Source organism: Bacillus sp. FSL L8-0358 (assembly GCF_038593095.1).
Lineage (GTDB): Bacteria > Bacillota > Bacilli > Bacillales > Bacillaceae > Bacillus > Bacillus subtilis.
On sequence record NZ_CP151962.1, the window covers coordinates 3085205 to 3109843 of the forward strand.

31 protein-coding genes are annotated in these 24639 nt (G+C 43.7%); 11 read left to right on the forward strand and 20 right to left on the reverse strand.

Annotated elements, in window-relative coordinates:
* Positions 1 to 138 precede the first annotated feature (138 nt).
* Entirely contained in the window at positions 139 to 876 is a 738-nt protein-coding gene (locus NYE49_RS15930; RefSeq protein WP_015384485.1) for a protein-glutamine gamma-glutamyltransferase, read from the forward strand.
* 13 nt (positions 877 to 889) lie between these two features.
* Here NYE49_RS15930 and NYE49_RS15935 read toward each other — a convergent pair whose 3' ends face one another.
* From NYE49_RS15935 to NYE49_RS15970, 8 genes are all read right to left on the reverse strand, one after another.
* Entirely contained in the window at positions 890 to 1144 is a 255-nt protein-coding gene (locus NYE49_RS15935; protein ID WP_003244393.1) for a hypothetical protein, read from the reverse strand.
* A gap of 90 nt (positions 1145 to 1234) precedes the next feature.
* Complete coding sequence (locus NYE49_RS15940) at positions 1235 to 1372, reverse strand: hypothetical protein (protein ID WP_268556271.1); 138 nt, start codon at positions 1370 to 1372, stop codon at positions 1235 to 1237.
* A 23-nt stretch (positions 1373 to 1395) separates the two neighbouring features.
* Entirely contained in the window at positions 1396 to 1794 is a 399-nt protein-coding gene (locus NYE49_RS15945) for a secondary thiamine-phosphate synthase enzyme YjbQ (RefSeq protein ID WP_003243483.1), read from the reverse strand.
* A complete protein-coding gene (locus NYE49_RS15950; RefSeq protein WP_003243642.1) occupies positions 1754 to 1888 on the reverse strand; it encodes a hypothetical protein in 135 nt (44 codons plus the stop codon). The genes NYE49_RS15945 and NYE49_RS15950 overlap by 41 nt, the downstream gene beginning before the upstream one ends.
* Before the next feature lie 25 nt (positions 1889 to 1913).
* Complete coding sequence (locus NYE49_RS15955) at positions 1914 to 3578, reverse strand: alpha-glucosidase (RefSeq protein WP_342410424.1); 1665 nt, start codon at positions 3576 to 3578, stop codon at positions 1914 to 1916.
* A 124-nt stretch (positions 3579 to 3702) separates the two neighbouring features.
* On the reverse strand, positions 3703 to 4992 hold the full coding sequence (locus NYE49_RS15960) for a hemolysin family protein (RefSeq protein ID WP_038828450.1): 1290 nt from the start codon (positions 4990 to 4992) through the stop codon (positions 3703 to 3705).
* Between the two features lie 43 nt (positions 4993 to 5035).
* Positions 5036 to 5713: a zinc metallopeptidase gene (locus NYE49_RS15965; RefSeq protein ID WP_003228889.1), complete on the reverse strand. Its 678-nt coding sequence runs from the start codon at positions 5711 to 5713 to the stop codon at positions 5036 to 5038.
* 41 nt (positions 5714 to 5754) lie between these two features.
* Positions 5755 to 6018 carry a membrane protein gene (locus NYE49_RS15970; RefSeq protein WP_015483620.1) on the reverse strand — a complete coding sequence of 88 codons (264 nt, stop codon included), beginning with the start codon at positions 6016 to 6018 and terminating at the stop codon, positions 5755 to 5757.
* Positions 6019 to 6143: 125 nt separating this feature from the next.
* Here NYE49_RS15970 and NYE49_RS15975 point away from each other — a divergent pair, with 125 nt between their 5' ends.
* Positions 6144 to 6398: a protein mistic gene (locus NYE49_RS15975; RefSeq protein WP_041054306.1), complete on the forward strand. Its 255-nt coding sequence runs from the start codon at positions 6144 to 6146 to the stop codon at positions 6396 to 6398.
* Complete coding sequence (gene kbfO, locus NYE49_RS15980) at positions 6395 to 7381, forward strand: potassium channel protein KbfO (protein WP_015384493.1); 987 nt, start codon at positions 6395 to 6397, stop codon at positions 7379 to 7381. Before NYE49_RS15975 ends, kbfO begins: the two co-directional genes overlap by 4 nt.
* Here kbfO and NYE49_RS15985 read toward each other — a convergent pair.
* The 5 genes from NYE49_RS15985 to NYE49_RS16005 form a co-directional block, all read right to left on the reverse strand.
* Positions 7378 to 7782 (reverse strand): YugN-like family protein, encoded by a 405-nt coding sequence (locus tag NYE49_RS15985; RefSeq protein WP_003228878.1) that lies wholly within the window; start codon positions 7780 to 7782, stop codon positions 7378 to 7380. The two genes, kbfO and NYE49_RS15985, sit on opposite strands and share 4 nt — an antisense overlap.
* Before the next feature lie 59 nt (positions 7783 to 7841).
* Positions 7842 to 8213 carry a hypothetical protein gene (locus NYE49_RS15990; protein ID WP_342411026.1) on the reverse strand — a complete coding sequence of 124 codons (372 nt, stop codon included), beginning with the start codon at positions 8211 to 8213 and terminating at the stop codon, positions 7842 to 7844.
* A 58-nt stretch (positions 8214 to 8271) separates the two neighbouring features.
* The gene (locus tag NYE49_RS15995; RefSeq protein WP_003243401.1) at positions 8272 to 9624 is read right to left on the reverse strand and encodes a glucose-6-phosphate isomerase; all 1353 of its coding nucleotides are present in this window, start codon (positions 9622 to 9624) and stop codon (positions 8272 to 8274) included.
* Between the two features lie 111 nt (positions 9625 to 9735).
* On the reverse strand, positions 9736 to 10908 hold the full coding sequence (locus NYE49_RS16000) for an iron-containing alcohol dehydrogenase (protein WP_003228872.1): 1173 nt from the start codon (positions 10906 to 10908) through the stop codon (positions 9736 to 9738).
* A 103-nt stretch (positions 10909 to 11011) separates the two neighbouring features.
* On the reverse strand, positions 11012 to 12175 hold the full coding sequence (locus tag NYE49_RS16005) for an iron-containing alcohol dehydrogenase (RefSeq protein WP_003228869.1): 1164 nt from the start codon (positions 12173 to 12175) through the stop codon (positions 11012 to 11014).
* 229 nt (positions 12176 to 12404) lie between these two features.
* Here NYE49_RS16005 and NYE49_RS16010 point away from each other — a divergent pair, with 229 nt between their 5' ends.
* The gene (locus tag NYE49_RS16010; protein WP_003220771.1) at positions 12405 to 12641 is read left to right on the forward strand and encodes a DUF378 domain-containing protein; all 237 of its coding nucleotides are present in this window, start codon (positions 12405 to 12407) and stop codon (positions 12639 to 12641) included.
* 74 nt (positions 12642 to 12715) lie between these two features.
* Here the strand turns inward: NYE49_RS16010 and yugI are convergent, their stop codons facing one another.
* The 3 genes from yugI to NYE49_RS16025 all read right to left on the reverse strand — a co-directional run bounded on the left by yugI (position 12716) and on the right by NYE49_RS16025 (position 14972).
* Positions 12716 to 13108, reverse strand: coding sequence for a S1 domain-containing post-transcriptional regulator GSP13 (gene yugI / locus NYE49_RS16015; protein WP_003228864.1), 393 nt, complete (start codon positions 13106 to 13108; stop codon positions 12716 to 12718).
* 202 nt (positions 13109 to 13310) lie between these two features.
* Positions 13311 to 14471 carry an aminotransferase gene (locus tag NYE49_RS16020; protein WP_003228862.1) on the reverse strand — a complete coding sequence of 387 codons (1161 nt, stop codon included), beginning with the start codon at positions 14469 to 14471 and terminating at the stop codon, positions 13311 to 13313.
* Positions 14472 to 14972 (reverse strand): Lrp/AsnC family transcriptional regulator, encoded by a 501-nt coding sequence (locus tag NYE49_RS16025; RefSeq protein WP_009968070.1) that lies wholly within the window; start codon positions 14970 to 14972, stop codon positions 14472 to 14474. It abuts the gene before it with no gap.
* Positions 14973 to 15119: 147 nt separating this feature from the next.
* On the opposite strand from NYE49_RS16025, the gene NYE49_RS16030 reads away from it, so the two are divergent.
* Positions 15120 to 15941 carry an alpha/beta hydrolase gene (locus tag NYE49_RS16030; protein ID WP_021480485.1) on the forward strand — a complete coding sequence of 274 codons (822 nt, stop codon included), beginning with the start codon at positions 15120 to 15122 and terminating at the stop codon, positions 15939 to 15941.
* Between the two features lie 24 nt (positions 15942 to 15965).
* Here the strand turns inward: NYE49_RS16030 and NYE49_RS16035 are convergent, their stop codons facing one another.
* The gene (locus NYE49_RS16035; RefSeq protein WP_032726785.1) at positions 15966 to 16226 is read right to left on the reverse strand and encodes a YugE family protein; all 261 of its coding nucleotides are present in this window, start codon (positions 16224 to 16226) and stop codon (positions 15966 to 15968) included.
* A gap of 86 nt (positions 16227 to 16312) precedes the next feature.
* Here NYE49_RS16035 and patB point away from each other — a divergent pair, with 86 nt between their 5' ends.
* The 3 genes from patB to kapB all read left to right on the forward strand — a co-directional run bounded on the left by patB (position 16313) and on the right by kapB (position 19320).
* Entirely contained in the window at positions 16313 to 17476 is a 1164-nt protein-coding gene (gene patB / locus NYE49_RS16040) for a cystathionine beta-lyase PatB (protein ID WP_123373895.1), read from the forward strand.
* A 125-nt stretch (positions 17477 to 17601) separates the two neighbouring features.
* Positions 17602 to 18888, forward strand: a complete 1287-nt coding sequence (kinB, locus tag NYE49_RS16045) for a sporulation sensor histidine kinase KinB (protein ID WP_123373894.1) — start codon at positions 17602 to 17604, stop codon at positions 18886 to 18888.
* 45 nt (positions 18889 to 18933) lie between these two features.
* Complete coding sequence (gene kapB, locus NYE49_RS16050; RefSeq protein ID WP_047183103.1) at positions 18934 to 19320, forward strand: kinase-associated lipoprotein KapB; 387 nt, start codon at positions 18934 to 18936, stop codon at positions 19318 to 19320.
* Positions 19321 to 19346: 26 nt separating this feature from the next.
* Here the strand turns inward: kapB and kapD are convergent, their stop codons facing one another.
* On the reverse strand, positions 19347 to 19964 hold the full coding sequence (gene kapD, locus NYE49_RS16055) for a 3'-5' exonuclease KapD (RefSeq protein WP_003228846.1): 618 nt from the start codon (positions 19962 to 19964) through the stop codon (positions 19347 to 19349).
* Positions 19965 to 20039: 75 nt separating this feature from the next.
* A complete protein-coding gene (locus NYE49_RS16060; RefSeq protein ID WP_003243502.1) occupies positions 20040 to 20243 on the reverse strand; it encodes a hypothetical protein in 204 nt (67 codons plus the stop codon).
* Here NYE49_RS16060 and NYE49_RS16065 point away from each other — a divergent pair.
* From NYE49_RS16065 to NYE49_RS16075, 3 genes are all read left to right on the forward strand, one after another.
* Positions 20176 to 21354 (forward strand): multidrug efflux MFS transporter, encoded by a 1179-nt coding sequence (locus NYE49_RS16065; protein ID WP_015251341.1) that lies wholly within the window; start codon positions 20176 to 20178, stop codon positions 21352 to 21354. The genes NYE49_RS16060 and NYE49_RS16065 overlap by 68 nt on opposite strands.
* A 92-nt stretch (positions 21355 to 21446) precedes the next feature.
* Positions 21447 to 23321: a transglycosylase domain-containing protein gene (locus tag NYE49_RS16070; RefSeq protein ID WP_010886602.1), complete on the forward strand. Its 1875-nt coding sequence runs from the start codon at positions 21447 to 21449 to the stop codon at positions 23319 to 23321.
* 20 nt (positions 23322 to 23341) lie between these two features.
* Positions 23342 to 23755 carry a thiol-disulfide oxidoreductase DCC family protein gene (locus tag NYE49_RS16075; RefSeq protein ID WP_047183104.1) on the forward strand — a complete coding sequence of 138 codons (414 nt, stop codon included), beginning with the start codon at positions 23342 to 23344 and terminating at the stop codon, positions 23753 to 23755.
* Between the two features lie 223 nt (positions 23756 to 23978).
* Here NYE49_RS16075 and NYE49_RS16080 read toward each other — a convergent pair whose 3' ends face one another.
* The gene (locus NYE49_RS16080) at positions 23979 to 24536 is read right to left on the reverse strand and encodes a YufK family protein (RefSeq protein WP_003228837.1); all 558 of its coding nucleotides are present in this window, start codon (positions 24534 to 24536) and stop codon (positions 23979 to 23981) included.
* Positions 24537 to 24639: the final 103 nt, after the last annotated feature.

Below are 24639 nucleotides of genomic sequence, written 5' to 3' on the forward strand. Positions count from 1 at the left end.
TGATACAGTATATATCGGCTGCTTAAAAAAGTTTTAAAATAAAAAATGGAAGAAGTTCTTTTTAGCTGTCTTCTGCCTTTTTAACTTTCATTGCCCAAGCTCTTTGCATATCTTATAAAAAACAAGGGGGGGCTAAACATGATTATTGTATCAGGACAATTGCTCCGTCCCCAGGATATTGAAAATTGGCAGATTGATCAAAATCTGAATCCGCTGTTAAAAGAGATGATTGAGACGCCTGTTCAGTTTGATTATCATTCAATTGCTGAACTGATGTTTGAGCTTAAACTGCGGATGAATATTGTAGCAGCGGCAAAGACGCTGCACAAAAGCGGGGCGAAGTTTGCCACTTTTTTAAAAACATACGGGAATACAACGTATTGGAGGGTTTCACCGGAGGGCGCCTTGGAGCTGAAATACAGAATGCCGCCTTCAAAAGCGATTCGGGACATTGCAGAGAACGGCCCGTTTTATGCGTTTGAATGTGCAACCGCAATCGTTATCATTTATTACTTGGCCTTAATCGATACAATCGGAGAAGATAAATTCAATGCCAGCTTTGACAGAATTATTTTATATGACTGGCATTATGAGAAATTGCCGATATATACGGAAACAGGACACCACTTTTTCCTTGGAGATTGTTTGTATTTTAAGAATCCTGAATTTGATCCGCAAAAGGCGCAATGGAGAGGCGAAAATGTAATTTTACTGGGGGAAGATAAATATTTTGCCCATGGTCTTGGAATCTTAAACGGACAGCAAATTATTGATAAGCTGAATTCTTTTAGGAAAAAAGGAGCCTTACAGTCAGCCTACCTTCTGTCTCAGGCGACCAGACTGGATGTTCCGTCTCTTTTCCGCATCGTCCGCTAAAAAGCCCCATCGCCTATTTTCCGGACGATGGGGTTTCAAATGCCTTTCGTTTTCGATAGAAGGGGGCTGTGCCGAAATATTGGTTCGCAGCCCACTCCATTTTTTCAAGGTCATTTCTTGTCACGATTGGATCCTGGCTGCTCCATTTGATAAAGCGGACAAAATAGTAGCCTTTGATAGGAACCATTGTAACTTTTGAGTGAGGCCAGCCTTCAAATACAAACTCAATTTTCCCTCTTTTTTTATAAGAATATTGAAGAATGTTCATATCTGTCACCTCAGTTTATCAAGTTACGTTCGGCAAAGCTCGGTACGTTTACATCCATTGATTGACTATCCCTCATGCAGGCTTTCCTTTTTATTTCGCATATGGATTAGCTTTTTGAACATGTCGTGACTGAGATAGCCGAATGCCAAGCGCGCCTTCATTCGATAAAGCGGCAGCCGGGGCGGGTGTGACAAGCCCTCCGGCTATCGGCGTTTGTTCAGCGATCATGCTTTTGTCAAAAAAACAGCCTATTATCCCATCATTTTGATATAGCATGTCCGGGTGCGAGGGCCGTCAAATTCACAGAAATAAATGCCCTGCCACGTTCCAAGAATAAGCCGGCCGTTTTCCACAATGACATGCTGTGAAGCTCCGACTGTACTCGACTTCATGTGTGCAGCTGTATTGCCCTCCATATGGCGGTCCAGCTCATGTTCCCACGGATATACCTCATCAAACCTTCTGAGCATATCTTTTTTGACGTCCGGATCGGCATTTTCATTAATTGTAATGCCCGCAGTCGTATGCGGACAGTAAATCAGCGCTGCGCCGCTCGTTATACCTGTTTCTTGAAGAAACGCTTCCACCTCCCGGGTGATATCTATCATTTCATCTCGTTTGGTTGTTTTGATTTGCAGTGTTTTCAGCATTTGTTTCTCCTTTCGTTTGTCCGCTCTCATCGCTTAATTCGTTCTGTGTTCTTTTTTTTCCTGTTAAACCGCTCTCATAAACCCGATAAAACAAAAAAACTCCAGTCTAAGGCTGGAGTTTAGCACCATAGATATATTCTTGCTTCATACGGCTTTAAGAGTACTGATGTCATATGCTTGTGCGGCTCTGTTTCAATATTTGACAAGACGAGTGCATCTGATGACAATGGCAATCCAGAGTGCCTGAACAACGCCGGTGTTCCTGTCAGATTGGCCGCAATCAGTGCAGTATGGCTCTCGTTTTTCCGAAGATATGCAAAGATTTGCTGATCTTCCGGTACAATGAGCTCGTATGTCCCGTTAATAAAAACATCATATGTTTGGCGCAGCTTGATCAAGCTTTTGTAAAAATGGTAAACGGATGTTTTATCGTTTTTTTGCGCCTCGGCATTCAGCCATTTGTAATTCTCATTGATTCCGATCCACGGTTTGGCCTCAGAAAATCCGGCGTATGGACCAGCATTCCATTGCATCGGCGTTCGCGAATTGTCTCTTCCCTTTTTCCAGACAATCTTCATCACATCCTCGTGTGATGTGCCTTTCGCCGTTTTGGTTTCATACAGGCGTTTCATCGCGACATCATCATAGTCATCAATAGATGGAAAAGCCACGTTCGTCATCCCGAGTTCCTGTCCCTGATAAATAAACGGTGTGCCTTTCATGAGAAAATAAACAGCGGAAAGCGCTTTTGCACTTTCTTTCAGGTACACTCCGTCGTCTCCCCACACAGAAACTGAACGGGGCTGGTCGTGATTCTCCATAAACAAAGCATTCCAGCCGATCCCTTCCAGACTGTCCTGCCAGTCAGTTAAAATTCGTTTAAATGCAACGATATCAATACTTTCATTGATCTCTACATCCCACAGGCCGAGATGCTCAAATTGAAAAATCATGCTGAATATGCCGTTTTTTTCTCCAGCCCAATCAGCTGCTTCTTTTGCAGCGACGCCGTTTGCTTCACCAACTGTCATAATCGGATAGCGGGAAAATGTGTTTTCCTTCAGCTCTGTTAACAAATCCATAATACCGTCAGCATTCATATGATAAGGAAAGGAAGGGACATAGTCCAGCCCCTTTGGATTCGGCATGTCGGGAAACCCTTCTTTTTTCTTAATATGCGTAATGGCATCCACCCGAAATCCGTCAATTCCTTTATCAAGCCACCAATTGATCATGTCATAAACGGCATTCCTCACCTGTTCATTTTCCCAATTCAAATCAGGCTGTTTTTTATCAAAAAGGTGCAGATAATACTGGCTTGTCTTTTGATCATACTCCCAAGCCGGCCCGCCGAAAATGCTTTCCCAATTGTTGGGCGCTTTTCCGTTTTTGCCGTCTTTCCAAATATACCAGTCGCGCTTTTCCGAGTGTATGGATGAACGGGATTCTATGAACCATGGATGTTCGTCGCTTGTGTGGTTCACCACGAGATCCATAATCAGCTTCATATCCAGATCATGAATGTCACCAAGCAGCTCGTCAAAATCTTCCATGGTGCCAAACTCGCTTAATATGTTTTGATAATCCCTGATATCATAGCCATTATCGGCATTCGGTGAATCATACAGCGGGCAAATCCATATGACGTCAGCGCCCAGCTCTTTTATGTAAGAAAGCTTGGATCTGATTCCTTGAATATCCCCGATTCCGTCGCCATTTGAATCTTTAAAACTGCGGGGGTAAATTTGGTAAACAACGGCTTCCTTCCACCAAGACTTTTTCATACAGCCACTCCTTCCCAGTGTCCATCTTATATATCCTATGTAGAAAAAAGGCTTTACAGCATTGCTTTTTAAGAAATGACTTGATGACACAAAAAACAGCCGTTTGTTCCCCGGCTGTTTTTTATCAAAAATCAGTTTTTTTAATTTCTACAAAACGGATGTGATGATCTTCGGCGTCGAGGATTTTAAATTCACAGCCCTCCGCGTGTATCACATCCCCTGCTTTCAGCTCCATTTTTTGCGTTAGAAGCCAGCCTGCAATCGTATCAATTTCTTCATTTTCAATCGCAATGTCGAGAAGGTCATTCACTTCGTCTATTAGCGCTTTTCCATCCATCACATAATGGTGCTCGCCCTTTTTCAGGATGTGCGGTGTTTCATCCTGATCATACTCATCGCGGATTTCCCCGACGATTTCCTCTATAATATCCTCTACAGTGACAAGCCCCGCCGTTCCCCCGTATTCATCTACGAGAATCGCCATGTGAATCCGCTCCTTCTGCATGCGGATTAAAAGCTGCTGAACAGGAATGCTTTCAATGACTCTGATAACGGGCCTCATGATTTGATTCAGCTTTATCGGCTGGCCGAGAAAATAAGCTTTAAACATATCTTTGCTGTTGATGATCCCTAAAATATGATCCTTGTCATCTTTGATGACAGGGTAGCGCGTATACCGTTCATTAATGATGTGATGAATCGCCTCTTCAAGCGACTGCTCCAGAGAGATAACCGCAATTTCTGTCCGCGGAATCATAATCTCTCTCGCTACCCGGTTGTCAAATTCAAAAATCTTATTTACATAGCGGAATTCAGACTGATTGATTTCTCCCTTTTCATAGCTTTCAGAAAGGATCAGCCTTAGTTCCTCTTCGCTGATGACAACCTCATGCTCCTTTACTGAATGAAAGCCAAACAATTTCACAAGAAAGCTTGCAGAGCCGTTTAATGCTTTAATAAACGGGTACGTGATTTTATAAAACCAGATCAGCGGCTTTGCAATCCATAAGCTTACAGCTTCAGCTTTTTGAATAGAAACCGTTTTCGGGGCAAGCTCCCCCATCACCACATGCAAAAAAGTGACGATGATAAATGCAACTACAAATGTGACAATGTGGTTAAACGGTTCCGGCATGCCTGTCATTGTAAATAAGGGATGAAGAAAACGTTCAAATGTAGGTTCACCAAGCCACCCAAGGCCGAGGGCTGTAATCGTAATCCCGAGCTGGCAGGCTGATAAATACTCGTCAAGATTGGAGATGATTTTATGTGCGGCTAGCGCTCGGCTGTCACCGCTTTCGATGAGCTGATTGATTTTTGAACCTCTGATTTTGACGATCGCAAATTCCGCTGCAACGAAAACAGCCGTAATGCCAATCAAAACAAAAATGGCGATCAATTGTAAAATAAGCAAAAAAAGCCCTTACCATAAATGGTAAGGGGCCACCTCCTTAACGTTAATTCTCATCACGACCGTTTAAGAAAATCATCACAAAACGAAGTAGTTCAAACAGGGAAACCAGGGCGGCGGCCACATACGTTAAGGCAGCAGCACTCAGCACTTTATTTACCCCATTTTCTTCATTGTTTCGGATGAATCCTTCTGACACAATAATCTGCTTCGCACGTGAACTTGCATTGAATTCGACAGGCAATGTAATCAGCTGGAAAAAGACAGCCGCTGAAAACAGTATGATGCCAAGCCCGATCAAATTCAGGCTGCCGAGAAGCATGCCTCCTAAGAAAAGCAAAGGAGCTACACCGGATGCAAAATTCACGACTGGGAAGATTTTATGTCTCAGCACAAGCGCACCATATGACTCCTGATGCTGCAAGGCATGTCCGACTTCATGGGAAGCTACGGATATGGCGGAAATTGAGCGGCCGTAATAGACCGGCTCAGATAAACGCACCACCCGTCTTGTCGGGTCGTAATGGTCTGTTAAAGTGCCTCTTACCGGTTCGACCGGCACGTCGTAAAGACCGTTTATATCTAAAATCCGTCTTGCCGTTTCTGCCCCTGTACGTCCGCTTGAGGCTTCCACTTTTGAATATTTTTCAAAGTTGCTCTTTACTTTAAATTGTGCCCAAAACGACAATCCCAATGCGGCTATTGTTAAAAATATAAACAGCATTTTTTCATCATCCTTTTTCCATGATCATTTCTCTATTACGATTATTTTAATGAGTTTTCTTTCCCGTGTACAGAAATGCGCTTTTTCTTCCGGCTTGGAGCACACAATCCAATCAGCAAAAAGAACAGGCCTGCTGAAAACAAATAAAAGGCGAAACTGCCGGCCAGTTCTTTCAGAAAATGAAGCCAGGAGAAGCTTCCGGAAAAGTGATTATATGAATTCAAATCGAAAATAAACAAAATCACCGCGGATGCCGCCAGCTGCGTACCGATTAAAACCACGATCGTTCTTTGAAAGATCGTCATCTTTTTCATCCTTTTTGTTTTAGTTTATGGAGAAATCCGGTTTTATATGTTTTGTACATTTTTTGAAAAACATCACCGGAAGTGGGACATACTGTTAGAAAAAAAGCACGGGTGTGATGGAAGCTATGAAAGTGACGAGTGAGGAAAAGGAACAGCTGAGCACAGCAATCGACCGAATGAATGAAGGACTGGACGCGTTTATCCAGCTGTATAATGAATCGGAAATTGATGAACCGCTTATTCAGCTTGATGATGATACAGCCGAGTTAATGAAGCAGGCCCGAGATAAGTACGGCCAGGAAAAGCTAAATGAGAAATTAAATACAATTATTAAACAGATTTTATCCATCTCAGTATCTGAAGAAGGAGAAAAAGAATGAAATCAAATCGGATATTTATTTCATGGCTCAGGTGGCCGTTATTTATCCGAATCGGGGTTATTATTTTATGTCTGATTCTTTTGTTCGGCCAAATCATTTATATACTTGAGCCTAAGCAGTTCACTTCGGTATTCGAAGGCATTTGGTGGGCTGTCGTTACGGTTTCGACAGTCGGTTATGGAGACTATGTGCCGCACACGCCGCTGGGACAGGCAGCCGGAATACTGCTGATTTTGAGCGGAGCAAGCTTTGTCACAGCGTATTTCGCTACGTTATCAGCGGCCGCATTCAGCAGACAGCATCGCTACATCGAAGGAAAAGTTGCTTACAAAGGCCGGGACCACATCATTCTGATCGGGTGGAATGAAAAAACAAACCGGCTTTTGAAGGACCTTCAGCTTGCCGCCCCTTCCAAAACAGTCGTACTAATCGATGAATCCTTAACAGAAGGCCCGCTTATTGAAAACGTTCATTTCATACGCGGGCACGCTGCCGATGATGGGACACTGAAACGGGCCAATATTACTGAAGCGGAATCAGTGATGATTACTGCCGATCAGTATAAAAGTGAAACTGATGCTGATATGCTGTCAGTGCTGACTCTTTTATCTGTTAAAGGGCTTAATCCCCTTGCTTACTGCATCGTCGAGATTTTGACTGACCGTTTTGTCACCAATGCGGAGCGGGCAGGCGCAAACCAAATCATCGGAACTTCAGAATTTATCAGCCGGGCGATGCTGCAGCATTACCAAGTCAAGTTACGGCCGTCTAAACAGCAGAACGGAATCAAGCTGACACTTGATCAGCATGTGGAGCTTCTTGCTGTTCCTGACGAACTAAAGGGAGCGGCTTACAAAACCTGTGTTCTCTATTTCCTTGATCACAACACAACAATTATAGGCGTACAAAAAGAGGAGGGGCCGATGATTTCCCCTCCTCTTACATACAAGGTGCTCGAAACAGACCAATTCCTTGCTATCTAGTGTAACAGAACATCCTCCAATTCTTTCACGAGAGAGGCGCCGATATCCAAAAATGCCGGATCAATTTCCGCGTCCCGCCTTTCCGGTTCGGAAAATTGATTAAACAGTGATTGGAAAGGCCCTCCCTCGGCGTGATCGTCAACATCCGCCTGAAACACCTGTCTCAGCATAAATGGCGTTCCGATCCGGACGGCCGCCCCTCGTTCATCGAGACTGCCCTGTACCGCATTGACGGGAATTCTTAAAAATAAATAGCCGTCTCTATCATCAATTTTATAATCAAAGTAGCCATGATCGTATTCCCAGCCGCCGTTTATCACATAACCGAGCGGCTTCATCACTTGTTCCAGTTCTTGAAGCAGAAAAGACTGCCCATCTATCGCGGAAGGTATTGGTATCATCAGAATGCCCCTTTTTTCACTTATCCTGTCCTGCCGAACAAGACTTCATTCAGAGGCGCCTACATGGAAATCGTTGTTTCTTTCGCGCCGCCAACAGAAAAGAAAGCGCATTCAATTAAGAAGTAAACAGCCATTGCCGCTGCAAGCCATACAGCTGAATCCCAAGACACATAAACAACCGTTGCATAGAGTCCTAATTTAGTGAAAAGAGTATGGGTTCGTTTTAAATGCAAAATCCGATGTACCGCATCGGTAAAAAGGGCAAGCGGCAAACCAATGAGAAGAAAGGCGTGGATGAAAACATGTGACAGCGTGCCGCCAAAGCTTGAAGAAAACTCCGTATACACGGCATCAAAGGAGATAAGGAAACTTAAAATAGCTGCAGAAAAACCGGCAATGATGAGATGTTTAACCAATTGTTTCATGAACATCAGCACCTTTCTGATTTTATAAAAAGCCGACCGGCAAATGCCAGTCAGCTTTCTCACATTAATCTTCCAGACGTTTTTCAAGCTCTGCTTTTTTCTCTTCAAAGCCAGGTTTGCCGAGTAACGCAAACATATTGACTTTATACGCTTCTACACCAGGCTGGTCAAACGGATTGACGCCAAGGAGGTAACCGCTCATCGCGCAGGCTTTTTCGAAGAAATATACAAGGTATCCAAAAGTATATGCATTCAGCTCAGGAATGTTAACGATTAAGTTCGGAACATTTCCGTCTGTATGGGCAAGCATTGTACCTTGGAATGCTTTTTTGTTAACGAAATCAACAGTTTTACCGGCTAAATAGTTCAAGCCGTCAAGATCGTTATCCGCTTCCTCAATTGTCAGTTCATGTTTAGGCTTCTCTACGTTCAGGACCGTTTCGAATAAATCTCTGCGGCCTTCTTGTACATACTGGCCTAAAGAATGAAGGTCTGTTGAATAGTTCGCTGAAGAAGGATAAATGCCCTTCTCATCTTTCCCTTCGCTTTCTCCGAACAGCTGCTTCCACCATTCCGCAAAGTATTGAAGCGCCGGTTCGTAGTTGATGAGCATTTCAATTGTTTTGCCCTTATTATAAAGGACATTGCGAACAACCGCATATTGGTATGCTGGGTTATCTTCCAGTTCAGATGTTGCAAAATCTTTGCTCGCATCCAGGGCGCCTTTCATCATGTCATCAATGTTGACGCCGCTGACAGCAATCGGCAAGAGACCTACAGCTGTTAAAACTGAATAACGGCCGCCGACATCGTCAGGTATAACAAATGATTCGAAGCCTTCTTCGTTAGAAAGCGTTTTTAATGCGCCGCGCTCTTTATCAGTTGTTGCATAAATCCGCGCTTTCGCTTCTTCTTTACCGTATTTCTCTTCAAGAAGCTTGCGGAAAATACGGAAAGCGATTGCAGGTTCAGTTGTCGTACCTGATTTAGAAATCACATTAATAGAGAAGTCAACATCTTCAAGAAGATCCATGACGTCTCTCATATAAGATGAACTGATGTTGTTCCCGATAAAAATGACTTGCGGATTGCCGCGTTTTGCTTTTGGCAAAGTGTTATAAAACGCGTGATTCAGCGCTTCAATCGCTGCCCGCGCTCCAAGATAAGAACCGCCGATGCCGACAACAAGCAAGACATCAGAGTCAGATTTGATTTTTTCCGCGCTTTTTTTGATGCGCGCGAATTCTTCTTTATCATAATGTTCAGGGAGGTCCACCCAGCCTAGAAAATCGCTGCCCGCGCCTGTTTTTTCATGGATATTATGGTGTGCTGTTTTTACAAAGTCCCGCAGATATGTAAGTTCATGTTCGTTGAAGAAAGTCAACGCTTTTGAGTAGTCAAAGCGTACATGCGTCATTGCTTGTCCCTCCATAACGGTATAATGTTTTCATCTTTCACTTTATATGAACTTATCTGTGAAATCAAGTCAAGAAGAAAGGGCGGAATGACTGGATTCCGCCCTTTGGGTTTATAGAGACGCGCGAAGGATGGCAAGCACGTCATCTTTGTTCAATTTTTGGAAGTTGCCGAAGCCGCCGTGTTCCATTTCCTTGGCTGCGATATCAGCAATCAGCTCAAGCTTTTCTTCTCCAATATTGTAATCAGCAAGACGAGAAGGTGCACCGAGGCTTGTCCAGAACGCAGACAGTTTATCGATTCCTTCAAGCGCAATTTCTTTATCTGTTTTGCCTTCAGTATCAATGTCAAACATGTTGAGCATAAGGTTTTTAAAACGGCCTACATTTGTATCAAGCGTGTATCTCATCCAGTTTGGGAACAGTATTGCCAAACCGCCCGCGTGCGGAATATCATATACAGCTGAAACAGCGTGTTCCATTGTATGAGAAGCCCAGTCACCGAAGTATCCCATTTGGAGCGTGCCGTTTAAAGCAATAGTACCAGCATACAAAATCGTTTCACGAAGTTCGTAGTTTTCCAGATCTTCAAGAAGCTTAGGAGCTGTTTCGATGACCGTCTGCAAAACAGCAAAGCACATTCTATCCTGAAGCGGCGTGTTTTCAACATTGTGGAAGTATTGTTCGAATACGTGGCTCATCATGTCAACCATGCCGTATACTGTTTGATTTTCTGGAACGGTGAACGTATTTTCAGGGTCTAAAATAGAGAAACGCGGATGAGTGACATTGCTGCCCCATACAAATTTCTCGTTTGTTTCCCAGTTTGTAATCACGGAATCAGGGTTCATTTCAGAGCCTGTTGCAGCAAGAGTTAAAACAGTGCCAAACGGCAGCGCATCCTCCGCTGTTACTTTTTTGCTGAAAATATCCCAAGCGTCGCCATCGTATTTGACGCCAGCTGCGATTGCCTTTGTACAGTCAATCACACTGCCTCCGCCGACAGCAAGCAGAAAATCAATGTCATGCTCTCTGCAAAGTCCTATGCCTTTTTCCACTGTCGCAAGACGCGGGTTCGGCTCTACACCTGACAGCTCATGAACAACAGCGCCCTCTTCTTTTAAAATGCCTGTGACTTGATCATAAAGGCCATTGCGTTTAATGCTGCCGCCCCCGTAAACAAGCAGTACATTTTTGCCGTATCGTTTGAATTCTTTTCTTAATTGTTCAAGCTGACCTTTTCCAAAAATCAGCTTTGTCGGATTATAATAAGTGAAATTTTCCATAGTAAAACCTCCAAATGATGCTGGTAAAAAACAGATTTTCCATTGTAACATAAGTTGACAAAAAAGAAAAAGGGAAGCAGCCAAACGGCTATTTCCCCTTTTTTTATAGTGATGCTTTCAAAATTGACAGCACATCTTCTTTGTTGAGTGATTTAAATTGGCCGAATGTACCGTTAGCCATTGCCTTGTCAGCAATTGTGTCAAGCTGCTCATCATTAATATCATAATCAGCAAGACGGTTCGGAGCGCCAAGGCTTGTCCAGAATGCGGACAGCTTATCGATACCTTCAAGGGCAATTTCTTCATCCGTTTTACCTGCTTCTTCAACATCAAACACGCGAACTGCAAGCTGTTTCATGCGGGCAGGGTTTTCAGACAATGTGTGTCTCATCCAATTCGGGAACAGAATCGCCAGTCCGCCGGCATGCGGAATATCATAAACGGCTGATACTGCATGTTCAATATTATGAGTAGCCCAATCCCCTCTTGCCCCCATAGAAAGCATGCCGTTTAATGCGATTGTTCCTGTGTACAGGATCGTCTCACGCAATTCGTAATTTTCGAGATCATTGATCAGCTTAGGCGCTGTTTCAATGACTGTACGCAAAAGTGATTCACACATGCGGTCCTGATACGGCGTGTTTGATACATGATGGAAGTATTGTTCGAATACGTGGCTCATCATGTCAACCATCCCGTAGATCGTGTGGTTTTTAGGTACGGTGAATGTATTCACCGGATCAAGAATCGAAAATTTAGGGAATACGAGCGGGCTGCCCCAGCCGTATTTTTCTTTTGTTTCCCAGTTTGTAATAACAGATCCTGAGTTCATTTCTGAACCAGTTGCAGCGAGAGTCAATACCGTTCCGAATGGCAAAGCATCTTTTGGCTGATGCTTTTTCGTAACGATATCCCACGCATCACCATCATACTTCGCTCCTGCGGCAATCGCTTTTGTACAGTCGATTACGCTTCCGCCTCCGACAGCCAGCAAGAAATCAATGTTTTGTTCTTTACAGATGGCAACACCTTTATTAACAGTCGACACACGAGGATTCGGTTCCACACCTGCTAATTCATGCACGGTAGCTCCGGCTTTATTCAGCTGTTCAATCACTTGATCATACAGGCCGCTGCGTTTAATGCTGCCGCCTCCGTACACAAGCAATACGTTTTTTCCGTAAGGTTTGAGTTCCTCCGGAAGTCTTTCCACTTCGCCGCGCCCGAAAATTAATTTGGTCGGATTCCAGTATGTAAAGTTTTGCATGACATCTCCTCCTTAGATTTTTTATTATGCAGAATGTCCTCACCACATGTAAAGCAATCAGCTCTCACCGATCAGCATACCAGATGGTTTTATTTTGCAAGATGCTGGGAAAGAAGCTGATATAAGCGAGGGCAGGCCAGCTTCCCTCATATGGAGAATGCATGTATAGATTCTCCAATATGTCACAATCTATAACTGTTTTAATAATTCATGGAGGAGGTTGCAAAACATGAGTACCATTCAAAGAATTTGTCTTGTATTAACCATCATTGGCGCCATTAACTGGGGACTGATCGGATTTTTCCAATTTGACTTAGTAGCGGCTATCTTCGGCGGCCAAGGGTCAGCTCTTTCCCGAATCATTTACGGACTTGTCGGAATCGCCGGCTTAATCAACCTCGGTCTGCTATTTAAGCCAAACGAGGAAAGATCACGTGAAGAAGCAGCAAATCCTGAAATGCGATAGGATATCAATCTGAAATAGGATTTTGCATGAAATCAAAAGCACCGAACATTCCTGTCCGGTGCTTTTTTTCATGCTTATTTTTTGATAAGGTCTTTGCGGTTGGACATTTCGATCCACTCTTCAAGCTTATCTTTTAATGTGTTGAAACCTTGTGGTGTAGAAGCTTCTTCGCTTACTTGAGCAGCTTTAGGTTTTCTTGGTTTGCTTTCTTTTTTCTCAGGCGCAGCTTGTGTCGCACGAATTGAAAGGCTGATTTTGCCTTTTTCTTCATCAACAGCAAGTACTTTTACTTGTACTTCGTCGCCAACTGAAAGGTGCTCGTTGATATCTTTTACGAAACCGTGAGTCACTTCAGAAATGTGTACTAAACCTTGAGTTTCTTCATCTAATGCAACAAACGCACCATACGCTTGTAATCCTGTAACTTTACCAGTGTAAACACTGCCCACTTCAAATTTTGCTGCCATTCATAACAACTCCTAAGTTAAATTAAATATCTGTTTATACGCAATTTAAAATTATATCACACATGTCTTATTTCCGCAAAGAAAACTTTTTCATAAAAAAATCAGGTTTATACACAGCAAAAAGGGGGTAAACTGAAAATACCAAAGGCTTTCTAGTATTCCCCCCTTTTATTGGATGCGAACAAAAGGTTCGTATCTTTTTTTATGTTGTTTTGTGCAGGAAGCGTTTCATTCTGACTAACGCTTCTTGAAGCTGTTCAATCGAGGTGGCGTATGAACAACGGATATATCCCTCACCGCTCGGACCAAACACACTTCCAGGAACAACTGCCACTTTTTCCTGCGTCAGTAGCTCCTCGGCAAACTGTTCTGAACTCATTCCCGTGCTTTTAATAGATGGAAAAGCATAGAAAGCGCCGCCCGGATGATGACAGCTGAGACCGATTTCATTGAGCGATTCTACAAACAGATTCCGTCTTCTTCGATAGCTTTTTTTCATTTTTTCTACGTCTTCCATGCCGTTCTTCAGGCCTTCAAGGGCGGCAAACTGCGCCATTGCGGGCGCACACATCATCGCATACTGATGAATTTTAAGCATTGCATCCCGAAGCAAGGATGGTGCCGCGGCAAAACCGAGCCTCCAGCCCGTCATTGCAAATGCTTTTGAAAAGCCTGAGATGACTACCGTCCGTTCCTTCATTCCCGGTAATGCCGCTATACTTGTAAATTCCTCATCATATGTCAGCTCCGCGTAGATCTCGTCGGCTAAAACGATGACATCATGTTTTTTGGCAAACTCAGCAATCTCATTCAGCTCTTCCTTCGAATAAACCGAACCTGTCGGATTCGATGGTGAGCAGATGAGAATGGCCTTTGTTTTTTCAGTGACTGCCGCTTCAAAATCAGCAGCCGTTGCTTTAAATCCTTTGTCTGCCGTTGTATGAACGTGAACCGGGATACCGCCTGCCAAAGAAACAAGCGCATCGTACGCCACAAAACATGGCTCAGGAATGATGACTTCCTCACCTGGATTCACAATGGCGCGGATCGCAATATCCAAAGCCTGACTTGCCCCCACTGTCACAATCAGCTCATTATCTGGCGAGTAGCTAAGATCAAACCTGTTGCTCAAATAACGGCTGATTTCCTCCCGCAATGAGTATAAACCCGCATTGGCCGTGTATGACGTATATCCTTGTTCAAGAGAGAGAATGCTTGCTTCGCGGACATTCCACGCGGTGACAAAATCAGGCTCGCCGACGCCTAAAGAAATGACGCCTTCCATCGTTGCCGCCAAATCAAAGAATTTGCGGATGCCGGATGGTTTTATTTGTTGTACATAGTCTGATAAATACGAAGTCATTTACGGTGACACCACGATTCTTTTGTCGTCGTCTCCTGTTTCAAACACTTTGCCGTCATGCTTGTATTTTTTCAGGATAAAATGGGTTGTCGTAGATACAACTGAATCAAGCGTTGACAGTTTATCCGAAACAAAACGCGCTACGTCAGACATCGAATTGCCGCGAATCACGACAGACAAATCGTATACGCCTGACATCAGGTAAACTGATTCAACCTCTTGGAATCGGTAAATCCGTTCCGCCACTTCATCGAAACCGACGCCCCGCTTCGGCGTTACTTTGACGTCGATCATGGCCGTAACGCCCTCATGTCCGTCTACTTTTCGCCAATCAATCATAGCGGAATAATCAATAATAACCTTTTCTTTCTCCAGTTTGTCAATAATTGTTTTTACTTCATTTACAGGGATGCCCGCCATCTTTGCGATTGTTTCTAAATCGGCGCGGCTGTTTTCGTCTAAAATTTCTAATATTTCTGTTTCTTTTTCTGTCAATTTCATTTGATTCACACCTTTGCAATGTCAAGAAATCTCATGACATTATATCACGTTTTTTGACGAATGCTAAGAAAAAACGAGGAGAAACTTCCGCTAGAATTGACAATTTCAGGGCATAATACAACCATCAAAAAAAGGGAGTGACACAGAATGGAGGCGGTTTCACCAATAAGGCGGTTTACGGTCGATGGAGTCAATGTATACTACGAACATTATCAAAATCCCGGCAGGCAAACGCTGGTCTGCGTACACGGTTTTTTATCATCTGCATTCAGCTTCAGAAAAGTAATTCCTCTCCTTCGGGACAAGTACGACATCATCGCGCTTGATTTGCCTCCTTTCGGCCAATCTGAAAAATCAAGAACGTTTATTTATACCTATCAAAACCTTGCTAAGCTTGTCATTGGAATTTTGGAGCACTTGCAAGTGAAACAGGCTGTGCTTGTCGGGCATTCTATGGGCGGGCAGATATCGCTGTCTGCTGCTCTCCAAAAACCTGAGCTTTTTTCAAAGGTTGTGCTGCTTTGCAGTTCAGGGTATTTAAAACGTTCACACCCGACGATCATTTTCGGGACCCATATCCCGTATTTTCATCTTTACATCAAACGCTGGCTCTCGAAAGAAGGCGTGATGAAAAATTTATTAAATGTGGTGCATGACAAATCGCTGATTGATGAGGAGATGATTGACGGCTATGGCAGACCGTTTCAGGACGAGCAGATTTTCAAAGCCATGACAAGGTTTATCCGCCACAGAGAAGGAGATTTAGAACCCGAGCAATTGAAGAAAATGAACAAGCCTGCTCTATTGATTTGGGGCGAGGAGGATCGAATTGTCCCAATGGAGATCGGTAAACGGCTGCACGCGGATTTGCCTAATTCCGAGCTGTACTCACTTGGCCAGACCGGACATCTGGTGCCTGAAGAACGGCCTGAACTTGTTTCTGAACACATTGCTCATTTTATCAATTAAAAAAACCGGTGCTGAACCGGTTAATTAAGGCGTGCAGGAGCTGCTGTTTTTAATGAATAAAAGCTGGCCTGCCACTTCCCGGCAGCTGGCGATCGGCAGCGTTTGTTCAAAAGAAGTTTCAAATATTTGCTGAATGCTTTTCGCCAGCAAGTCGGGATCGTTTTCATCATAGACTGCCTGCACGACATCAACAGCCTCCGTTTCGTAAAACTCTTCTCCATATTTAAACGGGTCCCATTTGGCAATAATCTTAATCATTTCCCTGACCGCTTGACTTTCTTCCATATTCATCACCGCTTATAATAAAATTTGCAGTTCTATCTTATCATAGTGAAGCTTAGAAGAATAAACATACATGAGGGGGTAACAGAATGAACTTTGATAAACGAGAAGAACGCCTTGGCACCCAATCGGTCAAATGGGATAAAACAGGCGAATTATTTGGCGTGACAGACGCCCTCCCGATGTGGGTGGCAGATATGGATTTTCGCGCCCCGGAAGCGATAACTGAAGCGTTAAAAGAGCGTCTTGACCACGGTATTTTTGGTTATACAACTCCAGATCAAAAAACGAAGGATGCTGTGTGCGGATGGATGCAAAACAGGCACGGCTGGAAGGTAAATCCGGAAAGCATCACATTCAGCCCCGGCGTTGTAACAGCTTTGAGCATGGCGGTACAAGCTTTTACGGAGCCGGGCGATCAAGTAGTTGTTCAGCCTCCAGTTTATACGCCTTTTTACCATATGGTGGAGAAAAACGGCCGGCACATTTTACATAATCCGCTGCTAGAAAAAGACGGCGCATATGCAATGGATTTTGAAGATTTGGAGACAAAGCTTAGTGACCCAAGCGTTACATTGTTTATTTTATGCAATCCTCATAACCCTTCTGGGCGTTCATGGAGCCGGGAAGATTTACTGAAGCTAGGCGAATTGTGCCTTGAGCATGGCGTCACAGTTGTATCGGATGAAATCCATTCCGATTTAATGCTGTACGGACATAAACACACGCCGTTCGCTTCGCTCTCTGACGATTTCGCTGATATTTCCGTAACATGTGCTGCTCCAAGCAAAACATTTAATATCGCCGGATTGCAGGCTTCAGCGATCATTATTCCGGATCGCCTGAAGCGCGCCAAGTTTTCCGCAAGCCTTCAGCGAAATGGTTTAGGCGGACTGAACGCGTTTGCCGTCACTGCAATCGAAGCCGCGTATTCAAAAGGCGGACCGTGGCTTGATGAATTGATCACTTACATTGAGAAAAACATGAACGAAGCGGAAGCCTTTTTGAGCACCGAGCTGCCAAAGGTCAAAATGATGAAGCCGGATGCATCATACTTGATTTGGCTCGACTTCAGCGCTTACGGCTTGTCCGATGCAGAGCTTCAGCAAAGAATGCTAAAAAAAGGAAAAGTTATTTTAGAGCCCGGGACGAAATACGGGCCTGGCGGAGAAGGATTTATGCGCCTGAACGCGGGATGCTCTCTTGCAACCCTGCAGGACGGCCTGCGCCGCATCAAAGCCGCATTATCGTAAATATAGCTGTAAACGCCTTTACGTCTTCATTTGTAAAGGCGTTCTTAATAAAGGAATTTTATATTTTACTTCTAATATTTAGTGTTATAATAGATTCATATTTTATACGAAAGGATTTCACACGAATGGAAATTCTAAAAGACTATCTTCTGCACATCTGCTTTATTTTGTTTCCTATTCTTCTTTACCAAGTGTTTTGGCTTGGAAAACCTGCGATTCTTGTGCCAAAAATAAACAGCGGTTTGGTCACGCTCTTCGCCTGCGGCGCCTCCGTTTTATGCATTATTTTCCCGATTCATGAAATGGACTACATACAATACGGCCTTCAGATGATTCCCGTTATCATTTGTTTATTTTACATTAGTACCGCTTCCGGACTTACAGTCGCCGCATCTGTCCTATGTTTTGAACTGCTTTTTTACGAACCTTCCGCAATGTTTGTTTTCACTTTGCTGCCTTTTCTTATCATTATCCCAATCTTATTTCAGAAAAAATGGCCATTCATGTCCAAAGCGAAAAAACTGCTGCTGTCTTTATTGATCAGCTGCGTGGAGATTTTCCTATTTTTCGCCTCAAGCTGGATTCTTTCCGCCTTGAATATTTTAAATTTTCAAAAATCAGGAATTTTCCTTTACGAGGCGGCAGTCTCAGGGCTTTTCCGCTCCAGTGTTCTTCTATTAAGCATCTATATTATCGAAAGCATCGCCGAAAATATCGCCCTGCGCTCACAGCTTATCCATTCTGAAAAAATGACGATTGTGAGTGAACTGGCAGCGAGCGTCGCCCATGAGGTCAGGAATCCGCTGACAGTTGTCCGCGGGTTTGTCCAGCTGCTTTTTAATGATGAAACCCTACAAAACAAGTCGAGTGCAGATTACAAAAAGCTTGTACTGTCAGAGCTTGACCGGGCGCAAGGCATTATTACAAACTATCTCGATATGGCCAAACAGCAATTATACGAAAAAGAGGTTTTTGACCTATCAGCCCTTATCAAAGAGACAAGCTCCCTTATGGTGTCGTACGCCAATTACAAGTCAGTAACCGTCGAGGCTGAAACAGAGTCGGACCTTTTGATATACGGAGACGCAACAAAGCTGAAGCAGGCTGTCATCAACCTGATGAAAAACAGTATTGAAGCGGTTCCTCATGGGAAGGGGATGATCCACATATCAGCCAAAAGAAACGGCCATACGATCATGATTAACATCACAGACAATGGGGTCGGGATGACAGACCATCAAATGCAAAAACTCGGCGAACCTTATTATTCCTTAAAAACGAACGGAACGGGACTCGGCCTCACCGTAACCTTTTCCATTATTGAACATCATCACGGGACCATTTCATTTAACAGCAGCTTCCAGAAAGGCACTACGGTGACCATTAAGCTTCCCGCTGATCTTCCTCACTAGCAAATCGATTGGAACTTTAATAGAATAAATGCGAGGTGATGACAGATGAGCACGTTTGAGACAGGCTCTATCGTTAAAGGATTTTACAAAACAGGTGTATACATAGGAGAAATCACAGCTTGCAGGCCGCAACACTATTTAGTGAAAGTGAAAGCAGTTCTTACCCATCCCGCTCAGGGAGACCTTCATCATCCAAAACAGGCGGATGTGCCATTTTTTCATGAGAGAAAAGCGCTTGCATATGGTGAACAGACCAATATCCCCCACCATATGGTGAAGCCTTATGACGGTGAAGTGCCGGATTATACCGAATCTCTGCGGGAGGCGACAGCACAGCTGAGAGCCAAGTTGAATGAGGATGGTTCGGAGTGGGCAAAGCGCTCCCTACATAATCTGGATATTTTAGAAAAAGAATATTTTAACCTGCCATGACCCAGTCTGACAAAAGATTGGGTTTTTTACGTCGCGCGCTTCAACAGTTCGGTTAAATCGATTCTTTCGCCGATTGTGGGCGGTTTTGGCTTTTCGAGATACTGCTTATCCTGCTCAACAAGCTTAAAAAGTTTATATGCTGTGAGAGCATCATCAAGCGCTTTATGATGGGTGCCGGTTCCGGAATCTCCATACTCTTCGGCAGCTTTCCATAAACCCGTCAATGTCCGGTCTCCAAAAAAGTTTTTGTATTCAAGCGATAAATCTCTCATTTCTCCCTTAAACGGGAAAGGGATATGGTTAAACATACAGTTTTGTTTCAGCACTTTCATATCCATGTTTCCCCACGTAATTATTGTGCTGTTTTTCTCAGGATCCAGCTCGTTTAGTTTACGGATGAAATCCTCGAATCTCATTCCTTCGTCTACCTGTTTTTGGGTTATTTTTAAAAATGATTTGCAGCGTTTCGTAAGCTTCGGGAACTTTTTCGGTCTAACATAGCTAGAAAACGTCTCAACCACTTCATCATCAATCGACTTTACAATTCCAGCTTCAATGATTTCCGGGAAGAAGTTTTGAGGACTGTACTTTCCATCAGGCATTGTAAATTCGAAATCAATAATGAGTAAGCTGTTTGTCGTCACCTTTTTACACCTGCCTTTCCTCCGATCAGAAAATGCTATCTTTATAGTATATCAATTCCCCTTCTCGACATTTCTTCATTTTCTAAAAATAATGAATTTTCCCAGCCGCTTCGTTTCTTTTAAATTGTGAATCGTTTCTTTATAATTAGTAAGGAACCCGAAATAATAAGAAGGTGATGTTATTTCTATCCGTAAGAAAAACTTTGTCATTGTGTGGCTGGCGAACTTTTTTGTCTCCGCTAGCACAACGATGATCGTTCCTTTTCTCTCCTTATACATTGAGACGCTCAGCTCTTTTTCAAACGGCTTTGTGCAAAGGTGGAGCGGCTATGTGTTCGGCATTACATTTCTCATGGCGTTTTTGGTATCCCCGTTTTGGGGACGGTTCGGAGACAAACGCGGATACAAGAAAATCCTTATGGCAACCGGAACGGGCATTGCCCTCAGCATTTTCTTCATGGGCTTTGTTACATCGGTGTACCAATTGTTTTTTCTGCGTATGGCAATGGGTCTTGTAACCGGATTCATCCCGACATCTCTTGCGATGATTTCGGCACAGACTCCGAAGAGCTCAGCCGGCAAAACACTTGGCACGCTGCAAATGGGGCAAGTGTCCGGAAGCTTGTTCGGCCCGCTTTTGGGAGGCATGCTTGCTGATCGTTTCGGCTTTACGTATACCTTTTTTATCACATCCTTTGTGATTTTCTCGTCTGTTCTTCTCGTGTTATTTGGTGTCAAAGAAAAGCCTCTTGCAGAGAAAACAGCCAAACGAACGTCTTACTCGAGAAAAGAAGTGCTCTCCTATATTTTTCACCATCCGGCGCTGTGGGTCATGATGCTGTTAACCATGCTGATTCAAACAGGCAATTTCAGTATCCAGCCCCTGCTCGCTTTATATGTAAATGAGCTGCACGGACCTGTCAATCTTGCCTTTTTCTCCGGCATGGCATTTTCAGCAACGGGGCTCGGAAGTTTGCTGCTGGCTAGAAAATGGGGTGATCTGGGCGACCGCTACGGCCACCGCCGCATTTTAATCGGACTTTTGCTCGCCGCCTCTTTCTTTTTTATTCCGCAGGCGCTCGCGTCCTCACTCAGCGTGCTCCTTGTTTTCAGATTTTTATTCGGAATGGCGATGGGCGGTTTGCTGCCATGCATTACGGCAGCGATCCGCGTTCAGGCTCCCGGCAGCATTCAAGGTGAAGTTCTCGGCTACAATGTCAGCTTTCGCTTTTTAGGAAACGTGCTCGGGCCTCTGCTCGGCGGAATCATATCGAGCCACTTTACCATTTCGGCCACCTTTTACGTCACAGCGTTTCTCTTTTTCGCCGGCGCCTGCATGCTTTGGATCATGCAGAAACTTCGGAAAGATTCTTATGCCAAAGCAAGCTGATTCCGAGAAAAAACTGAGGAATCTTCTAAATTTAACCTTCTCGTAATCTCAAAAGAATGGTACGATATGGCTAGAATTTAGGAGAAAAGAGAGTGACCATGTTACGAAAAATAATCGGATGGATTTTGCTCCTTTGCATAATCCCATTGTTTGCATTTACAGTTATCGCTTCCGGAAAAGAAGTAAAACAAATGAAGTCCCTGGATCAGGTGCTTGATAAAAATATTGATCTGAAAGACATCAGCCTTGTTCAGAACAGCTACATGTATGACAGGGACGGCTCCCTTGTCTCGGAAATCGTCAGCGACCACGAAAACCGTGTGCTCGTTCCATTTAACAAGATTCCCGAGGAAGTCAAACAGATTTTCTTAACATCTGAGGACCGCCATTTTTACGAGCATAAAGGCTTTGACTTTATGGGAATGGTGCGGGCTACTGCTTCTAACGTAAAAGACAAGAAAATTGACCAGGGTGCCAGCACCATCACACAGCAGCTTTCAAGAAACTTGTATTTGAGCCACGAACGCTCCTTCAGCCGCAAGCTGACAGAGCTCGCGTATTCCTATCAGCTGGAGAAAAAATATACGAAAAATGAAATTCTTGAAGCTTACTTAAATACCATTTATTTCAACAACGGTGTTTACGGCGTCGGTTCAGCAGCTCAATTCTATTTCAGCAAACCGCTGAAATCTCTCACAGTGGGAGAAATGGCTTTTATCTGTGCTATTCCTAATAACCCTACATTATATGATCCTCTCAAGCATTTTGACTACACGAAAAGCCGTCAAGAACGTTTGCTTAAAGGGCTAAAAGATGCCGGGGTCATTACGGACAAAGAGCTGAAAAAAGCCGTAAAACAAAAAATCAAACTGGATGTTGAAAAAAGAGAAGACAAATATCCTGACTACGTTTCCTACGTCAATGATGAATTCACTCAGCTGGTGTCTGAATCAGAAGGCTTTGATAAACGCCTTCAAAAAGCATCAGGAAAACAAAAAGAAAAGATCGAGAACGAGCTGTCCGCAAGAGTCAGCACGCTGATGAAAGACGGTGTGAAAATTTATACTGCACTTGATCCGTATATGCAAAATCAAGTTGTGGCACAAATGAATTCCAAGCTCCCGTATGCGGACGTACAGGGCGGAGCGGCTGTGATTAATCACCAGACGCATCAAATCATCGCTCTATCCGGCGGGAAAAACTATCAAAAATATGACTTTAACCGCGCCTACCAGGCGTACAGGCAGCCGGGTTCATCCATTAAACCGCTTCTTGATTACGGCCCTTATATTGAACAGACCGGCGCGACAACAAGCAGCACCATTGATGCCAGCAAGTTTTGCAGCAAAGACTACTGTCCGCAAAACTACAATAACCGCACTTACGGCACAGTGACGCTTGATACGGCGTTTAAAAATTCATATAATACCCCGGCTATTAGAATGCTCGACCGCGTCGGCATCCAAAAGGCATTCAGTTATATTGAGCCGTATCATTTTGCCAAACTTGTCGACAGTGACTATCTTCTTCCGGCGGCGCTTGGCGGATTTACAAACGGCATGACGCCTCTTGAGATGACAAAGGCTTATACGACATTCGGAAACAGCGGAAGCTATACGCCGAGCCATGCGATTACAAAGGTGACAGACCTTAAAGGAAAAACGCTTTATAAATGGAATGATAAAGCGACTCAAATATTCAGCGTCCGCACGAACATGCAGCTGAAAAAACTGATGTCTTCCGTTGTGAAAAGCGGAACAGGGAAAAAAGCATATTTCAATGCGCCTTACATCGGCGGTAAAACCGGAACATCAAATGATTATCACGATATGTGGTTTGTCGGCCTGACTGATACGTATACAATGGGTGTCTGGGTCGGAAAGGACACACCGACCAGCGTTGAATATCTTCACAGCATCAGCCCTCAGCTTTCCATCTGGAAAGGAACGCTGCAAGCGGCTTATTAAAGGATCGGAGGGGATATGGAGTGACTTCAGAACAAATTCCAAATCGCGTTTTGCTGTTTGACGGTGTCTGCAATTTATGCAATGGCGCCGTGCAGTTTATCATTAAACGTGATCCGGACGGATTGATTTCTTTCACATCGCTGCAGTCGGAAACAGGACAGAGCCTGCTGAAAAAAAGCGGGCTTCCGACTGATCGGTTTGACAGCTTTGTCTTTATTGAAGACGGCCAAGTGTACACAAAGTCAACTGCAGCCATTAAGGTTTTCAGGCATCTGCGAGGCCCATGGCGGCTCTTCGTCCTGTTTTTCTCAGTGCCGAAGCCTGTCAGAGATATGGTCTATTCTTTCATTGCCAACAACCGCTATAAGTGGTTTGGCAAAAAAAATGAATGTATGCTCCCCTCCCCTTCTATTAAAAAAAGATTTTTACCGTAAATAAAAAATGGCTAGGAAGCTAGCCATCACAGATTGTTGACAAAATCCTAAAACGGCTTCGTTTTAGGATTTTGTCATCTTTTCAGCGTGATTGAAAACTTTTGAAGTCGATGAAGAGCGAGCATTGGATGTGAAACGGCGGAAACCTGAGAATCTAGCCGCCGTTTCATTGCGTATAGAGCACGAAGCGCAAATCTGACCACCAAACGCTGAAATGGCTAGCTTACACAGGTAAGCTAGCCATTATGCTATTATAAAGCTTGATAAATATGAACAGAATACCGATAACAAAGGTAAACCAAAACAGCAGTTCCAATAGAATGAATCCAACTAATGACATGAGAGAAAGCGTCGAATAAATCCGGTATACGGTAAACACAAAGTAAGCGAGCGTGACGACCGCAAACCAGATCACAATCCAAATGACATTTTGCAAGAGCACAAAGGATAAGATTCCGCCGCCCAAATAAATCATGGAACCCATTCTGAGTTTTTTCAGGTTGTTCCCTTCCGGATCATTAGCAAAAAACAGCAATGACAGCTCGGTCACGGTATTTGCAATTAATTTCAGAGCGGACAGAACCATAAAATATAAAAGTGCAAAGGCAGCAAATAACGCAAGCCTGATTCCTTTCTCTGAAAAATAATCGAGCATTCCATCATACATTCCAAATGAAGACAGCATCTTCAACGCATAAAGTGAAGTTGAGATGGATAAGGACGAACTAAAAAGCAGGATCGCAATCAGCGGAAAATATCCTGTCAAATAAGTATTTTTCATATAAAAAAGTCCCTTTCTATAATCTACCTCATTTATTATGGAGGACTTAAAACACATTGACAAGATAAATTATTCCATTTTTTCTCCTTTTTACGAATTACGG

Coding starts and splice junctions, on each gene's coding strand:
- NYE49_RS16020 (WP_003228862.1), bottom strand. CDS start 14,471: ATGACTTCGTATTTATCAGACTATGTACAACAAATAAAACCATCCGGC.
- NYE49_RS15985 (WP_003228878.1), bottom strand. CDS start 7,782: ATGATACCAATACCTTCCGCGATAGATGGGCAGTCTTTTCTGCTTCAA.
- NYE49_RS16080 (WP_003228837.1), bottom strand. CDS start 24,536: ATGAAAAATACTTATTTGACAGGATATTTTCCGCTGATTGCGATCCTG.
- NYE49_RS15965 (WP_003228889.1), bottom strand. CDS start 5,713: ATGCTGTTTATATTTTTAACAATAGCCGCATTGGGATTGTCGTTTTGG.
- NYE49_RS16025 (WP_009968070.1), bottom strand. CDS start 14,972: ATGAAATTGACAGAAAAAGAAACAGAAATATTAGAAATTTTAGACGAA.
- NYE49_RS15990 (WP_342411026.1), bottom strand. CDS start 8,213: ATGTTCATGAAACAATTGGTTAAACATCTCATCATTGCCGGTTTTTCT.
- NYE49_RS15930 (WP_015384485.1), top strand. CDS start 139: ATGATTATTGTATCAGGACAATTGCTCCGTCCCCAGGATATTGAAAAT.
- kbfO (WP_015384493.1), top strand. CDS start 6,395: ATGAAATCAAATCGGATATTTATTTCATGGCTCAGGTGGCCGTTATTT.
- kinB (WP_123373894.1), top strand. CDS start 17,602: ATGGAAATTCTAAAAGACTATCTTCTGCACATCTGCTTTATTTTGTTT.
- NYE49_RS15995 (WP_003243401.1), bottom strand. CDS start 9,624: ATGACGCATGTACGCTTTGACTACTCAAAAGCGTTGACTTTCTTCAAC.
- patB (WP_123373895.1), top strand. CDS start 16,313: ATGAACTTTGATAAACGAGAAGAACGCCTTGGCACCCAATCGGTCAAA.
- NYE49_RS15955 (WP_342410424.1), bottom strand. CDS start 3,578: ATGAAAAAGTCTTGGTGGAAGGAAGCCGTTGTTTACCAAATTTACCCC.
- NYE49_RS15970 (WP_015483620.1), bottom strand. CDS start 6,018: ATGACGATCTTTCAAAGAACGATCGTGGTTTTAATCGGTACGCAGCTG.
- NYE49_RS16035 (WP_032726785.1), bottom strand. CDS start 16,226: ATGGAAGAAAGTCAAGCGGTCAGGGAAATGATTAAGATTATTGCCAAA.
- NYE49_RS15945 (WP_003243483.1), bottom strand. CDS start 1,794: ATGCTGAAAACACTGCAAATCAAAACAACCAAACGAGATGAAATGATA.
- NYE49_RS16060 (WP_003243502.1), bottom strand. CDS start 20,243: ATGTATAAGGAGAGAAAAGGAACGATCATCGTTGTGCTAGCGGAGACA.
- NYE49_RS15975 (WP_041054306.1), top strand. CDS start 6,144: ATGAAAGTGACGAGTGAGGAAAAGGAACAGCTGAGCACAGCAATCGAC.
- kapB (WP_047183103.1), top strand. CDS start 18,934: ATGAGCACGTTTGAGACAGGCTCTATCGTTAAAGGATTTTACAAAACA.
- NYE49_RS16030 (WP_021480485.1), top strand. CDS start 15,120: ATGGAGGCGGTTTCACCAATAAGGCGGTTTACGGTCGATGGAGTCAAT.
- NYE49_RS15935 (WP_003244393.1), bottom strand. CDS start 1,144: ATGAACATTCTTCAATATTCTTATAAAAAAAGAGGGAAAATTGAGTTT.
- NYE49_RS16000 (WP_003228872.1), bottom strand. CDS start 10,908: ATGGAAAATTTCACTTATTATAATCCGACAAAGCTGATTTTTGGAAAA.
- NYE49_RS15940 (WP_268556271.1), bottom strand. CDS start 1,372: ATGATCGCTGAACAAACGCCGATAGCCGGAGGGCTTGTCACACCCGCC.
- NYE49_RS16005 (WP_003228869.1), bottom strand. CDS start 12,175: ATGCAAAACTTTACATACTGGAATCCGACCAAATTAATTTTCGGGCGC.
- NYE49_RS16010 (WP_003220771.1), top strand. CDS start 12,405: ATGAGTACCATTCAAAGAATTTGTCTTGTATTAACCATCATTGGCGCC.
- yugI (WP_003228864.1), bottom strand. CDS start 13,108: ATGGCAGCAAAATTTGAAGTGGGCAGTGTTTACACTGGTAAAGTTACA.